This window comes from Pelatocladus sp. (assembly GCF_059505505.1).
The window spans coordinates 55,137-70,747 of sequence record NZ_JCACKS010000090.1 but is presented as its reverse complement, the minus strand read 5'-3'; the positions used below and the strand labels follow the sequence as shown (position 1 = coordinate 70,747).

At 40.6% G+C, this 15,611-nt stretch carries 10 protein-coding genes and 1 pseudogene; 2 read left to right on the top strand and 9 right to left on the bottom strand.

From position 1 onward, the window contains the following. Positions 1 to 102: 102 nt before the first annotated feature. The 6 genes and pseudogenes from AC5JMK_RS08315 to AC5JMK_RS08290 all read right to left on the bottom strand — a co-directional run bounded on the left by AC5JMK_RS08315 (position 103) and on the right by AC5JMK_RS08290 (position 7,241). Entirely contained in the window at positions 103 to 1,011 is a 909-nt protein-coding gene (locus tag AC5JMK_RS08315; protein ID WP_096675067.1) for a DNA-methyltransferase, read from the bottom strand. Positions 1,012 to 1,443: 432 nt separating this feature from the next. Then, positions 1,444 to 3,636 carry a tetratricopeptide repeat protein gene (locus AC5JMK_RS08310; protein ID WP_096675068.1) on the bottom strand — a complete coding sequence of 731 codons (2,193 nt, stop codon included), beginning with the start codon at positions 3,634 to 3,636 and terminating at the stop codon, positions 1,444 to 1,446. A gap of 333 nt (positions 3,637 to 3,969) precedes the next feature. Continuing rightward, entirely contained in the window at positions 3,970 to 4,149 is a 180-nt protein-coding gene (gene psb34 / locus AC5JMK_RS08305; protein WP_017310405.1) for a photosystem II assembly protein Psb34, read from the bottom strand. A gap of 207 nt (positions 4,150 to 4,356) precedes the next feature. After that, entirely contained in the window at positions 4,357 to 6,378 is a 2,022-nt protein-coding gene (thiO, locus tag AC5JMK_RS08300) for a glycine oxidase ThiO (protein ID WP_096675069.1), read from the bottom strand. Positions 6,379 to 6,539: 161 nt separating this feature from the next. Continuing rightward, positions 6,540 to 6,890, bottom strand: a complete 351-nt coding sequence (locus AC5JMK_RS08295; RefSeq protein ID WP_096675070.1) for a hypothetical protein — start codon at positions 6,888 to 6,890, stop codon at positions 6,540 to 6,542. Between the two features lie 14 nt (positions 6,891 to 6,904). Beyond that, positions 6,905 to 7,241 (bottom strand): annotated as a pseudogene (locus AC5JMK_RS08290) (hypothetical protein). 418 nt (positions 7,242 to 7,659) lie between these two features. Here AC5JMK_RS08290 and cimA point away from each other — a divergent pair. Continuing rightward, on the top strand, positions 7,660 to 9,264 hold the full coding sequence (gene cimA / locus AC5JMK_RS08285) for a citramalate synthase (RefSeq protein WP_096675071.1): 1,605 nt from the start codon (positions 7,660 to 7,662) through the stop codon (positions 9,262 to 9,264). Between the two features lie 345 nt (positions 9,265 to 9,609). Here the strand turns inward: cimA and AC5JMK_RS08280 are convergent, their stop codons facing one another. Next, on the bottom strand, positions 9,610 to 9,843 hold the full coding sequence (locus tag AC5JMK_RS08280) for a hypothetical protein (protein ID WP_026722487.1): 234 nt from the start codon (positions 9,841 to 9,843) through the stop codon (positions 9,610 to 9,612). Positions 9,844 to 10,005: 162 nt separating this feature from the next. Here AC5JMK_RS08280 and AC5JMK_RS08275 point away from each other — a divergent pair, with 162 nt between their 5' ends. Beyond that, positions 10,006 to 12,168: an NAD(P)/FAD-dependent oxidoreductase gene (locus AC5JMK_RS08275; protein ID WP_495909846.1), complete on the top strand. Its 2,163-nt coding sequence runs from the start codon at positions 10,006 to 10,008 to the stop codon at positions 12,166 to 12,168. A gap of 35 nt (positions 12,169 to 12,203) precedes the next feature. Here the strand turns inward: AC5JMK_RS08275 and AC5JMK_RS08270 are convergent, their stop codons facing one another. Together AC5JMK_RS08270 and AC5JMK_RS08265 are read right to left on the bottom strand one after the other, a co-directional pair. Then, positions 12,204 to 13,760, bottom strand: coding sequence for a hypothetical protein (locus AC5JMK_RS08270; RefSeq protein WP_495909845.1), 1,557 nt, complete (start codon positions 13,758 to 13,760; stop codon positions 12,204 to 12,206). 217 nt (positions 13,761 to 13,977) lie between these two features. Next, positions 13,978 to 15,525: a TolB-like translocation protein gene (locus AC5JMK_RS08265; RefSeq protein ID WP_096675074.1), complete on the bottom strand. Its 1,548-nt coding sequence runs from the start codon at positions 15,523 to 15,525 to the stop codon at positions 13,978 to 13,980. Between the last annotated feature and the right edge of the window lie 86 nt (positions 15,526 to 15,611).

Sequence of the window (15,611 nt, the reverse complement as noted above, 5' to 3'; positions counted from 1 at the left end):
AAGTGCTACATCCTTTACACTATAAGCTTTTTAGGCTATTTTGTCGCCCCGTCAGATGTAATAGTTAAGAATTAACTGTATTTTACAGAATCAAAAATCGTATTACCTAATCTTTTTTCTATGTTCTTCATTCCTGCGATCAAACCAAAACCATTCCTCATCTGACATATATTTTACAGATTTTATACGTTCCACTGCCCATTCTGCATATTCAGGAATAATCTCACAGCCTAGCCATTTTCTACCAAGTTGTTCTGCAACAACAAGTGTTGTTCCTGATCCGAAAAATGGATCGACAACAAGATCGCCTCTAGAAGATGAGGAAAGTACAAACTTTCTCACTAGTTCTTCTGGCTTTTGAGTTGGATGTTTGGTTTTTTCATGCATCCCATTACATGTAGTTGGTATTTCGATCACATCTCTGGGTTTTGCACCCTTGGGATGGGGATGCCAAATTCTACTATCATTCTTACCATTGTTGCCATATTGGCTTGTTTTTGCTTGGGGATGTTGTGGATATTTTAAAGTGTGTTGTCCATAAGTTATACGTATATTATCTGAATTTAAATAAAAATTTTTTGTTTTTCTAAAATGTAAGATACTTTCATGAGAGCGTCCCCAATCGTTTGAAAAATTCGCTTTATTTTTGTAATGCCAAATCAGCCACCGACATCCACTAAAAAATTTTAATGCTGGTAGTTTAATATCAGCGATAATTTCTGAAAACCCACAAATATATAATGAACCTGTCGGTTTTAATATCCGAGAAACTTCTTCTATCCAGATTAAAGACCAATTTACATAAGCTGCTTGCGATTCAAAATTATCCCATGCAGCTTTTTTAATATTATACGGAGGATCTGCAAATACTAAATCTACTGATTCTGAAGCAAGAGTTTGTAGCCATTTTATTGCATCACCAATCCATAATTCTCCATGAGGATGGTAATAAAAAACTTGAGGTGTTTGTGAATCATATTTTTTTATATTACAATTTTCTTCTGGAATCACAAATAAAATCTGATTGATAAAGTCAAAAAAGTAAATTTTAAGCAGGCTGTGTCAGGCACATATTGGTGATATTCTTTGTCGCCAAAAAATCATTAAAGCACCTAACACGCTATTCTTAAGTTTGTAGTAAGGACTTTAGTCCTCAAAATCAGAGCTAAAGCCATTTCATACAAGAAAATGAGAATTGTGTGTACCCTTGCGTAATTGCTAGAGCAGAGAACAGGATTGAAAATCTATATGACTTACGCAAGTGTCACAAAAAACAAAAATTTTTTGCTTGTAGTAAGCGGCTCTTGCCTTTATTTTGAGGACTAAAGTCCTCACTACGAACTTAAATAATATGCCAGTTGCGTAAGTCCTAATCTATTAGTATATGATTTTATTCTTAAAATCTGTACTTCATTTACCTGTAATCTGCTGTATATCCGCTAATTACAACTTCGGCAGTATCTCTGGTAGTAAGTGACCAGGTACTTTAGATAAAGCCAGGTTTTGTCCTTGTATTCCTAATTCACTGTGAAAAGCGCGAATAGTTTTCACTACATAATTAAATGTTGTTTGGTAAGCTTCGGGTTTTTGGGTTAATCCATTTAATGCTTGTAAATGATTATCCAATGATGATTCTAAATGTTGAGAACGTGCAGTTTTATCACCATTCAAGAATTGATCGGTTGCCAGATTATAATGTGCTAAACCTAAGTTATTATGAGTTGCAAAAATATCAAAACTTAAAGCAGCACCATTGAGAGAATGAGCAAGAGATAGAGATTCTTCATAAGCATTAATGCACAGTTCTAAAAACTTTTGTCGTTCTTCTTTGGTTATTTGTGGCTGGTTGGACAAGTGCCAATAAGCAGTTCCCAGATTATTTTGTGTGGCAGCGCAAGCGGCAGGAACATGTGCTGGTGTACGATATTTCAAAGCTTCTCCATAGGCATCCACAGCAAGTTGCAGATTCGCCCCTGGATTTTCGTACTGCGCTAAATTCCAATGAGCAGTACCAATGTTGTTTTGAATCATGCCATATTTGAGTGGTTCCTGTTCTGGGTTGTAGTAGGCTAAGGCAAGACTGTAAGCAACGATCGCATTCTTTAAATGCTCCATCGGTTGATTGTATTGTGCCAAATGCCAGTAAGCAGTACCCAAGTTATTCTGAGTTGCAGCATACTTCAATGGTTCTATCTCGGCGGTACGGAAGCAGAGTGCTTCTCGATAAGCAGTAACCGCTTTTTGCCAGTTTTCCCCAGCGTGATCAAAACGTGCTAAGTCACCATAAGCAGTCCCCAGATTATTTTGCACACGTGCATAAGTTTCTGAATGGGTTTCAGGTGAAATTAGCTTTAAAGCTAATTGATAAAATTCTATTCCCTGTTCTATGTAAGATTGTCCTTCTTCAGAATTGGGTGGTGTGCGATATAGCATCCAATAGAGTGTACCCAAATCATTCAAAATATCTGGGACTTGTGGCGAGCTTTCATCGTGGGTAATAGCCTCTTGATAGGCCAAAATAGCCACCATCAAGTTCTCTAAGTTAGTTTGTCCCTGTTCGATGCGGAGGCGATACAAGTTGCCCAGACGATGATAAGCTGCTGCCAGTGTTTCTGGTGAAGCTTTTGTGGAATGTAAGGAGTCTATTTCTTCTAGAAGTTCCTGTACTTGTACATTCTCATTTTGATCGTGGGCGATCGCACTGTTAAGAGTTGCTAGTACTAACTCTGTTAACTCTTTACTAATGTGCGATAAACGTGGTGGTGATGGAGTCTTGCTGATATTAACTTTATTTCTTGCTCTAGCTTCTTCCTGAAATGTTTCTGGTACAAATAATTCTGATTTGATTGGTGAAGGTTCTTGTGGTTTGTGTCCACGATTTACAGGTGTTTGGATCGCAAAATCAATCTCTTCCACAGGGAAATCGTCACCAGAGATAGGTTCTTCCCAGGCTACCTGTTCAATATCTCCTACATCTAAGCTTCTAGAACCAGAAAAGCGTTCTGGTGAGTTTTTGGTATGAGTTGTCGGTGTCGGTTCTCCAGCAAACACAAACACACCAGTACGACAACGCCAAAACTGTGGCGCTGATTGTTGTATCGCGTACAACCAAGGACGCGATACCCACAGTAATAGACTCGATTCCAGAAAACTGCTGGATTCTGGGCTTGATAAATGTTGTTCAGTTAAACGTAAATAGTGCAAAAATAAACGTTGCATTGCCACTGGTTGCTTGGTCAACTGCTCAACGCCTACAATCTGAAAAGCTGGTACTGGCAGTGACCGTCCAGGATTATCTTTAGACACACCAACAATTGGCGGTGGATAATTCACCAGCCATTGATTTATTTGCGTGATCGGGTTAGGGTCACTTAAATTCAACCTCAGAGTCACTAATCGTGGATAAGCTGGCGTACTAGTTTCTTGTGTATTTGATGGTTGATACAGCACTTGACCTACTGGATAGGCCAAAGTTGAATGCAAACGTGCTGCTACCTGATTTCTCAGGGTTAAATCATCACATACCGCTACCAAAATTTGTCGCCGCAAACCAAGACTGAGGGCAACTTTTAGACGGTGGTATACTTGGCGATTCCACGCAAATTTATCCGAATGTGCAGTATCATTCACGCTCATGGTGGCTAAGGAGCCGAAACGCAGTGTACATCCCTTTAAAGGGCATATGTAAGCAGTCTATATATCTAACTATGACTACGATTTTCAAGTAGTTATTGCTCTGCTCAGGATAAATCAAGGTTTGAAATAAGAATAGAGGCGTTGTATCTTATTATACTTATATTTTGCATTTATTTTTTGCATAAAATAGCGATAACTTGGTACTGAAGGGCAAATTTCTTGATCTATCCCCCTCTATCTCTATCTTAAAGATTAGATAAAAAAACCAGGTTTCCAAAAATTTAGAAACCTGAATAATTGTAAAATAAAATTGATTTGTGAAAGCAATTTTTATTAACTAAGATTAGAAACAGAGAAGGCAACAAAAATCAAACCACTTACCAGGAGTATTCCCACAACTCCCATAATTACATAATTACGCTTTTGCTGGGCTGTAGGAGGCTCTGCTTGGTAAACTTTAGGTTCACGGGCAAAATTGTTGAGGCGACCGCCTTCTTCAGTCGTGTAGGGCATGAATAAATTCCTTACGCTGCTTATTCATTTTATGTTACATAAATGCAATAGACTGCTCTTGTCATTGGAGATAATTCGTTACAAAAGGGTCGAGGAACGGGCATCGGGGATCGGGGAACGAGGACAAGGGGGACAAGGGGGACAAGGGAGAATTATTTAACTAAGTCTCTTCCCAATCCCCAATCCCCAATCCCCAATCCCCAATCCTTAATTTGTAATTGTTCCAGTCATTGGTGAAGAGGGGCTGGCGTAGTCTTTGATGGGCATCCTGCCAGCTAGATAGGCTATGCGGCCAGCAGTTGTTGCCAGATTCATGGCGCGTGCCATCAGGGGTGGGTTTTTTGCCAATGCGATCGCACTGTTAATCAACAAAGCATCGGCACCCATTTCCATGGCTTGGGCTGCTTGGGATGGCGCACCAATACCAGCATCCACCACTACAGGAATATTGGCATTTTCAATAATGATTTGAATGTTAGCAGTTGTTTTTAATCCCTGACCGGAACCAATCGGTGAGGCGAGAGGCATTACTGTTGCACAGCCGACTTCTTCTAAACGCTTTGCTAGCATCGGATCAGCATTAATATAAGGTAAAACCGCAAAGCCTTCTTTGACTAATTGTTCTGCCGCTTGTAGAGTGCCAATGGGATCTGGTAATAAATATTTAGAGTCGGGAATTACTTCTAACTTGACAAAATTATTATCTTCCTGTCCCAAAAGTTTTGCCATTTCTCGTCCTAAACGGGCAACGCGAATAGCTTCTTCGGCGGTTTTGCAGCCAGCAGTATTTGGTAGCATCCAAATTTTTGTCCAGTCCAGCGCTTCGGCTAAACCTTCGTGTCCAGGCGCATGAGTTTGTACTCGTCTGACTGCAACAGTCACAATTTGACAACCACTTTCCACCACACTTTGCTGCATTTCTTCGATACTGCGATATTTACCAGTTCCCGTCATCAAGCGGGAGGTGAAAGTTTTGCCAGCGATGACGAGTGGTGTGTCAGCAATGGTAGGGGTGAGTTGGGAAATCTGCCCGTAGGATAGTGGTGAAGGGGAATGAGTAAGCATAACAGGGGAGGTAGATGATTGGTTCTCAAAGCGCGAGTAATGAAAATGCGACAGAAGAGGGTCAGATTTTTGTTCCCAAATTAGATCAGCAATTAATACTGCTGTTATGGGTGCAAGCAGAATGCCATTACGATAGTGTCCCGTAGCAAAGGTAAGGTTTTGACAGAAACTATTCCCCAGAATTGGTAACTCATCAGGAGTAGCAGGACGGAATCCCCACCATAATTCTTCTATGGGATAATTCTGGATTTGAGGATAGAGACGGATAGCATTTTGTAGTAAAGTTTGAATACCTGCTGGTGTGTTTTGGGGAGTAAAGCCAACATCCTCTACGGTAGCACCAAGAATAATTCGGCGATCGCGCTTTGGTACTATGTAAACATTATGGCCAAATAAAACCCGTGTTAGAGGTAATTCCGCGATCGCTTCTGGTACACGCACACTCAGCATTTGTCCTTTGGTTGGACGTACGGGTAAGGTAAACAATTGATTCGTCCAAGCACCTGTAGCTAAAACATAGTGTTCGGCACGCAAAGTTCCAGCATTGGTTTGGACTCCTACAACTTGCCCTTGCTTCTGCAAGATACCTTCTACTGCGATTCCTTCTTTTAGTTCCACACCCAAAAATTGCGCTGCACCAAGCAGTGCTTTTGCCAAGGCTCGATTGTCTACTTGGGCATCTTCAGGATACCACCAACCACCAGTGACTTCTTCTCCTAAACCTGGCTGATATTGGTGAATAGTTTCTTTGTCTAACCAGTAAGCTGTTTGAGAAGACACAGGGAGAGACAAAGATGATGAATAATCCCTGCTTCCTTGTCCCCCATGTCTCCCTTGTCCTCCTTGTCCCTCATGTCGTCCCTCGTCCTCTTCATAGACTGGTGCTAAAATACCACAGGGCCAGTAACCAGTGTTTAAACCAGTGAGTTGTTCTAATTTGTGTGTCCACTCAGGATAAATAGAACGCGATCGCCAACATAAATCTTGCATTGCTTGATTTGAGATGTTTTCTGCATCCGGTGCTAACATCCCAGCAGCAGCATGTGTAGCGGCTGCGTGGAAGTCACGACTAGTCACGATGACTTTCGCACCACGCAGTTTCAACTCAACGGCGATCGCTAAACCGATGATACCGCCACCAATAATCAAAACATCCTTAGTCATTAGTCAAGAGTCCGTAGTCAAGAGTCCATAGTCAAGAGTCCGTAGTCAAGAGTCCATAGTCAAGAGTAATGGCTATCAACAATTGACAATTGACTATATAACTCCTAACTCCTAACTCATAACTAGTAACTCATAACTGTTAATTCGATGATCAGCAATCACTACCACAAAGCACGAATTGGTTCGTTATTGTTAGTATCATTCGATTGAGTATCGTCTGTGGTGGTTGTATTTGAATTATCTTGAGCAGTTGTTGTTGTGTCAGTCATAGTATCGGTCAATGTGTCATCAGCAGCGTTGTTCTGAGCAACATTGGTTTTGTTGGTTCTGGTGGGAGTTCTACCAGTCGCAGTGCTGTTGACATTGATGTTGGCGGGGAGAACTTTTGATGTTTTTCCTCCTGGAGCTTGAGCAGTATTTTGTCCGCCCATCGGAAAGCTAATCCCCAGTAACGTACCTAGTAAAATTGCCAAACCTCCAGCCATCAAAATGAGTGGTGTCCATCTACCCATATTTTTTCTCCTTTTTAACCTTTTGGTGTCCAGACTACTTGAGAACCTTCTCCCCAGAATCCATCAAATTTAATAATTTTGACATCTTCTAAAAGCTGAGTTTGACAAGCTAAACTCAAATCAATTGGCGGAGAATGAGGAGGTAGTGAGTACCGCCCTTGTTTTCGCCAATTAGCTTGGTGCAAATTTACCTTCTACTTGCACTTGTAAAGAATAACTATCGATTAAGCGATAGTTAATAACCTTAGCACCGCTATTGTAGAGGTCAATACCATTTTGCAGCAAAAGTCTCCGCAGATTGGTTCGGAGTATACACTCGCTTGTTTTACCTTGAGCTAGCACCCTGAGCATTGCAGATCACTACACAAGTTTTAGGTTGTATTGTAACAATTTATTTCTGATACAGAAAAAACTATTTCCCAATCTTATTTTAGTTATGAAACAATCACAATCATATGCTTAAGAATAAGTTTAGAAATCATTTGATATTGTCATATTATTATGGTTTTGAAAAACCCTGAAGTAGTTGTGCTGTTAGGAATACAGACTTTTCGATGTTGATGTTTTCTAGATTTGCACTCAGGGTATCAACGCCACTATCTGTTGTCAGATTTTTATAGCGCGTAGTGTTGTGACAAATTACCTTGAAATCTAGCTGTTACGAACTGCGAGGAGCTAGAAGCCCATAAACTCCTGACCTCCCTGACAATTCTATATCCTGACTGACATATTTTTATTCTATTCTGTAGTCTGAACAACTCCTCATCTTATGAGCGCTAACTCTTTACCTCAGCTTTGGATCTATGACACTACACTTCGAGATGGTACTCAACGCGAAGGGCTATCTGTATCTATAGAAGATAAGTTACGTATTGCCAGAAGACTTGATCAACTTGGTATTCCCTTCATTGAAGGTGGTTGGCCTGGTGCTAATCCTAAAGATGTGCAGTTTTTCTGGCAATTGCAGGAAGAACCGCTCAAACAAGCTGAAATCGTGGCTTTTTGTTCGACTCGACGCCCGAACACAACAGTGGCTTCTGAGCCAATACTACAAGCTATTCTCGCTGCTGGCACTCATTGGGTAACAATTTTTGGTAAGTCTTGGGATTTACATGTCACTGAAGGACTCAAGACTACTTTGGCTGAAAATTTGGCGATGATTCGCGATACGATTGAGTACTTACGCGCTCAAGGGCGTCGTGTGATCTACGATGCCGAACACTGGTTTGATGGCTATAAGCACAATCGGGATTATGCTTTACAAACATTAGAAACTGCGATCGCATCAGGTGCTGAGTGGCTAGTGTTTTGTGACACCAATGGTGGTACTTTACCCCATGAAATTACGCAAATTATTACTGATATAGTTAAATTTATTCCTAGTGGAACAAAATTAGGTATCCATACTCATAATGATTCGGATACAGCAGTCGCCAACGCTCTAGCCGCAGTCATCACAGGCGTCAGGATGGTACAGGGTACAATCAATGGTTATGGCGAACGTTGTGGTAATGCCAATCTCTGTTCGCTAATTCCTAATTTACAACTCAAGCTAGGGTTTCAATGTATAGAAGAGAACCAAATCTCGCAATTGACAGAAACTAGTCGTTTTGTTAGTGAAGTAGTTAATCTTGCTCCAGATGAACATGCACCATTTGTTGGGAGGTCAGCATTTGCTCACAAAGGTGGTATCCATGTATCAGCAGTAGAACGTAATCCCCTCACCTACGAACATATTCAACCACAACAAATTGGTAATTGTCGCCGGATCGTCATTTCCGAACAATCAGGAGTTAGTAATGTTCTAGCAAAAGCTCGCTCATTTGGGATTGAATTAGATAAAAACGACCCCACAACCCGAAAAATTCTTGAGCGGTTGAAAGCTTTGGAGAGTGAAGGATACCAATTTGAAGCAGCAGAGGCGAGTTTTGAATTATTGATGCGCCAAGCTTTAGGAAGTCGGCGATTATTTTTTGAAATTAGGGGTTTCCAAGTCCACTGCGAGTTAGGACAGGGAGAAGAAAATACTAGCGCTCTAGCTACAGTTAAAGTTACCGTAAATGGTAAAAATATTTTGGAAGCAGCAGAAGGAAATGGCCCTGTTGCTGCTTTGGATGCAGCTTTACGTAAGGCTTTAGTGAATTTTTATCCCTACATTGCAGCTTTTGAACTGACAGACTACAAAGTACGCATTCTCAACGGACATACAGGTACAGCAGCCAAAACCCGTGTCATGGTAGAGTCGGGAAGTGGTCATCAACGCTGGACAACAGTAGGAGTTTCCACAAATATTTTGGAGGCTTCCTATCAGGCAGTGGTAGAAGGATTAGAATATGGCTTGTTGCTACATTCACAAGCAGCAATCAGCGTGTAAGAGTGTAAGGGTAAATATTTAATTGTTTTTCTTCCTCCTACACCCCTATACCCCCACACCCATTTTCTAGTTATTTGGTTGTCATCGCGGATAATTGAACTTTTGAGGAATTTGAAGCGTAATCCTAAATTTATCCGCGTCAAGATTCAAATCAAGATATCACCTTGAGAATTGGCGAGTTGTTTGTCACAAGTCTATTACCTTGGAAGTCGTTATTGTTTTTCACCCGCAAATTGCCAATCTTAGACCACACATTATACACTCACACACCACACAAAATAATTGGCAATGAATTTTTTATCTGTTAGTAGACCACTAACTACTAACTATTAAGCACTAACAAATTTAAGAAAAACTTTCCCAGGCTTGAGCAACCACTTGACTAAGCCACTGTCGCTGCTGTTTATCTAGTAGAGTATCTTCAGCTAGCAATTGAGCTGTTAGTTCCTCTAGGGATTGACCTTGATCGCGGACAATTTTTATTACACCTGCGATCGCAGCAGCAACTAGAGCTTCATCAACTGGCTTTTGTCTTAAGGCAATGATTTCTTGAGGGTTGTCTGGAATGGGATAATTCATGGCGTAAGGTTTAATGAAATAGAGAATGAACAAAAATTTTGACAAACTTTTAAAATTTCTTTATTGAATTTTTATTCAACAAGATAGGGCGGATCATACCGTAAATCACCCTTGTTTGGAAACCATCTTAGTACATATTATTAACTGGAGACTTGACAAAGAATGAAAGAGACACTTTACATAGAAATACCCACACCGGACACATCAGCAGTATGCAAATGGTTACAAACTGACTTTGAAGCAGGAATTGGGCAAAAAGTGCTAACACCGGATGGTTTACGCCTGAGAATGATAGGAAATACAGATGATAGCAGAAGTATTCCGGAAAACTTCAGCGAACTTTCCGTTTTTGTTTGGTCAGTACAACGGACTACTTACCTGAAGGTGTTCCGGTGGTCAGATCAAGTCTTTCCTCAAGAAAAACAAATTCTCAAAACCCTGACAACTGGAATCAGAAGCCACTTTCCCCATCAATATCCAGAACCACCGACAATAGATTTATCCCAGCAATCGATTTTTGAAGCACTAGCCCCTCATTATCCTCTTACTGTCAAATATTTTCAAAAAATGCCTAACGGCGAATATGACCTGAAACGAGTGTACTGGTGGGAGCAACGCTGGCGTCAAGGTGTACGTAATCCCCAGAAACCACGTCAAGTGATATTTGCTCATCAGAAGTGGGAACAAGCCAGACAAGCCAGACAAGGGGAAACTTTTTTGTTATCTCCCCCCGATCCCCGTTCCTCGATCCCCAATCCCCAATATGACCTGATCTACATTGGCGGTGCGCTTGGTGTTATTCATGCGGCTGTGATGGCAAAATTAGGCTACAAAGTGCTGTTGGTAGAACGGTTACGTTTTGGGCGCATGAACCGGGAATGGAATATTTCTCGTGATGAAATTCAAAGCTTGATTAATTTAGGTTTGTTGACATCCAGTGAAGTAGAATTCATTATTGCCCGTGAGTATCAAGACGGATTTAATAAATTTTTTGATGCTTATGTTCCCAAACCATTAAAAGCACCAATTTTGCATACTCCCACAGTCCTAAATTTAGGGTTAGATTCTGAGAAATTGCTCCAACTATGTGGACAAAAGCTGCTTGCGGCTGGTGGTGAAATCTGGGATGAAACAGAGTTTATCAAAGCTGATATTTATACATCAGAAATTGTTGTTACAGTTAAAGACTTAAGTAATCAAATAGACAAGCAAGCAAGCGCAAGAGTGATATTAGATGCTATGGGAACAGCATCACCAATTGCTTGGCAGTTAAATGGCTATCGTGCGTTTGAAAGTGTTTGTCCGACGGTAGGAGCTGTGATTGAGCGGGGATTTGAACCGGGAGTATGGGATTGTCAGTATGGAGATGTGCTTAATAGTCACGGCGATATTTCGCGGGGAAGACAGTTAATTTGGGAATTATTTCCCGGTACAGACGAAGAATTAGCAATTTATTTATTTCATTATCACCAAGTCAATGCCCAAAATCCCGGTTCATTACTGGAAATGTATGAGGACTTTTTCACAATTTTGCCAGAATATCGGCGCTGCGACATGGACAAGCTAGTCTGGAAAAAGCCGACCTTTGGTTATATACCAGGGCATTTTAGTGTGGGGAGTAGCGATCGCACCATAGCATTTGATCGATTAATCGCTATTGGTGATGCTGCATCTCTCCAGTCACCTTTAGTTTTCACAGGATTTGGTTCTTTGGTTCGGAACCTAGAACGCCTCACTACTCTTTTAGATATCGCCCTCAAACACGATTTACTTTCTTCTCGACACTTGAACCAAATTCGTGCTTTTCAAAATAATATTGCTGTGACTTGGATGTTTTCCAAAGGGATGATGGTTCCTACTGGTAAATTTTTACCACCAGAGCGCATAAACACTATGCTGAATAACTTCTTTGGTCTTTTAGCAGACGAACCCCTAGAAGTAGCAGATGACTTTATCAAAGATAGATTCAATTTGCTTACTTTTAATCGGTTAGCACTAAAAGCAGCTAGGAAAAACCCAGCATTGCTGTTGTGGATTTGGGAATTGGCTGGTGCTAAAGATTTATGGCGTTGGTTAGGAAATTATTTTGACTTTCTTCGTCATAGCCTCATCAGTGCTTTACTTAGTGGATGGCTACCAATTTTTCTACACCGCAATAGTCAATGGTTAGAAAATCGCTCTCCAGCATTGTGGTTACAGCTATCAGCTATCAGCTATGCATTAACCACAGGTAAAGGAAAACCAAAAGTTCGGACTCAAGAGTCAAGAGTACATACTCAAGAGTCCAGAGTCCATACTCAAGAGTCCATAGTCGATGGTCAATAGTCAAGATTTTTTTACAAATGACCATTGACCATTAATTACTTATTAGGGCGAAAATTCGGTAATTCTACAGATGCTAAAGACTTTCGCCCTTTAGGTGGTCGTTCGGGATAAACTACGGGTGAGGGCGATTTGTCAGACTCATCAGATTCTGGTAAAGAAGGGGGTAATGGTGACATATCAAACCATAAATCCTCATTTTCCTCAGAATCTGTGTCAGCACTGGGTGAAATGACAATTATTGGTTCTTTTGTATTCTCTGTATCCTCTGTATCCTCTGTATCCTCTATATCCTCAACTGGAGTAGCTACTGTTTCCCAAATGGGTGTCACAGTTTGATCATCATTTTTTGCCTCTTCCATATCTTCTGGATCGTTTTCAAGCAATGGTGGTGGTGATACAGATGTAGTTTGAGCAGCAAAAAACAATTGAATTAAGTTATCGACTTGCTCATCTAAGCTTAAGCAGTCTGAAGATGAAATTGTTTGTGATACTGTTTCATCATCAATTTCTGGTTCTGGCTCGATAGTTGTTTGCTCTGAAGTCAATGTGCTTTCTTGAGATGAAGTATCAGCAGTCGATAATTGGCTAGAAGTGGAGTTATCCGATGGATATGAGTTTGAGTAAGAAGATCCTACCCAGAAATTATCTGTTTCTTCTGCTGACCAGGGTTGAATTGGTTGCTGGTTGGGAAGTAAAGAATGAGTTCGCTGATAATTTCTAGCTTGCTTATTACCTACATTATTGGTATTAGTATGAGTTTCTGTAGAATCATAGCTAGGAACTGGTGTTTCCAGACATTTTTCTAAAGCTGCTTTAAATTGTAAGGTTTGGCGTTGTTGCCGCATTAAGCGAGTACGCAATTCTCGAGACAGATTTTCTGATTGCAGTAGCTGGTGGGACTGTTCGTTATATTTAGTTTGAAGTAAGGTACATTCCCGCTCTAGTAGGGCAAGACGTTGTTGGTTAATTTCTAACTGTGCCTTATAGTTCTCTATAACAGTTTCTTGAGTTTGCACTGTTTGTAGTGCAGTTTCCAACTGTTGATATAGGGATTTTATCTGTTCTTGAGCAGCATTTAGCTCTTGAGTCTGTTGGTTAAGCATAGATTCTGCAACAGCAGAACGCTTTTGCTGCCATTGTACAGCCCCTTGGGACTCAGACAAGGCAGTTTTTAAACCTTCTACTTGTTCATATAAATGATTGTTGGCAGAACGCAGTTCTTCATTTAATATCAACAGTTGCTTAAATTCAGAGTCAACCAGTGCTAGTTTTTCTTTTTCAGGCTCCGCAACCCAATCTAGCTCAGGTTTTAACTCCTCTAGTTGTTGCTGATTTAACTCTAATACGTATTCAGAATTACTTGTTTGCTCTATCTGTTGGTTCGTTTCTGTCATTGAGTCTTGACAAGATGCATCTTCCTGATACTCCTGATCTTCTGGCGCCGGGGCTAACAATGGCAATTGCGAAATTGTTCTGTTTTCGAGAGGTAAAACAGAATAAAAAGGACAACTTGCTTGTTGCGGTTGTGGCGCATTAGCAGGATTTTGGGGTTCATTAAAAGCCCCGTTGTTTGGGGTGTCTGCTTCATTCATTACTTTTCACCCACCAGCTTAAACTTATGATTGGTGACTGCGATCGCATTACGTATCAATGCTGTCTTATCAAAATCTACTCCATTCGGCAAGTTTGTCACCTACCCAAGGAGAATCATTCGTGATTATTTTGTTATAACTTTTTGCTACCCTACAGTGCGAAGTTGTTCAAAAATTAACAAGCAATAACTTTTCCTCCCCACCCGACTTATCTCAATCAAGGCAACCAACGAGGATAAAATCCTGTTAACGGTAGTTGTTCTGGTTTAAGGTCTGCATTGTCCTGGGCATCAGCTATTGGTAATAATGGCATTAACCACAAGTTGCTAGTAGCGATCGCCTCTCCATCATCAGTTGTCAACAAAGGTGCATTTATTGGTGGGTTTGGGTTTGTCTGGATCTGGTCAAATAATAAACCCAAACCATCAGGAGATAAACTCATTTGTATATTTCGTTGATCCGGAGGTAGCACCAATAATGGTTTCTGTTCCCCTGTTTTGAGATCAATGGCAATTAGATATGGTTGTTCTTGATAAGATTCCCCTGGTAATAGCTGTGTTAGCAAGCAGTAAAGCGTTGGGGACGCAGTATCAAATTGACAATTAACTATCGAACCTGTGGTGGATAGGAGTTTTTTCTGAACGCCCTGGTTGGTGACTAAAAACAAGTCTCGTGTATAGTCTGTATTAAACTTAACCATTGCTGCTTGTGAACCGTCTACAGAGAAGGCTTGTACTAAACCAAATTGTGGGAAAAAATCTAGGGGTTTAGTACCATCTTTTTGTAGGGGTAAAATAGCTGTTCCTTGTCCTTGAGCAAGCGCTACAGCTTTACTATCGGGTGTAATCATAAAATCTCCTCCCGGTTGACTTTGCAAGCGTTGAGGAGGTGTTTGTTGACCAGAACTATCACTGTTAACTGGCATAAACCACAGCCCAAAGTCGCCAGGATTGTCTTTCTTCCCTCTTTGGACAACAATGGTTTGTCCATCAGGCGATACATCAAATTTCAAGTTTTGATATTCTTTGTTGTCTAGAAGCAAGTCTACTTTAGCTGCTGCTTCTGCTGTTTTTTCATAAGGTGCATTAAAACCGGTTGTGACTATATACAATTGCGCTGATAGTAAGTCTTGACTATTTGCGGGGCGAGCAGCAAATAATATTTTTTGCCCATCTGGAAATGGCTTAAAGTCGGTAATTATAAGGTCTTTGGGAGTAAGTATCTTTTTTTGTTCTTCGGTTAAGTTGTAAAGAACTAATCTTCCTTGGTCTTCATTACTAGCGCCGATATAAAGAATTACGCGATCGCGTGTGCTAAATGTTGTTTGAAATGGTTGTATGACTTTATTAGTTTTTTCTTGGCTAGCGAATTTATCTTTTGCTCCCTCTAACTTCACTTTGTAAGTTGTTCCATAGGGTGCTGGTGTAATAAAACTGTAACCCATGCGTCGCCCCGCCCAACTGAATGTACCTGCTAAGGGAGGCTCTATTTTCAAATTTTCCTCTACACTTTTCGTATCCATGGGACGACTAAAACTGAGGATAAAGGCTTTGTATTCTGCCCCAATTTTTTGATTTTGGTTGGTGAGATTAGTCAAAGATATATCTTTTTCCTCACTTTGTAAGTGTTTCCAAGTAAATTCTCGGACACGAACTCTGACTACATCACCTTGGGATATGATTAGCCCAATTATTAAAATGAGCAGTAACATTAAGGCGATCGCAATGCGATCTAAGGGTTGGAAAAAATTTTTTTTCATGGTCATTAGTCATTGGTCATTAGTCATTGGTCATTAAGTCACTCACAAATGACATAGACGCTTTAGCGGTTTCTCGTAGAGTAAGACAAATG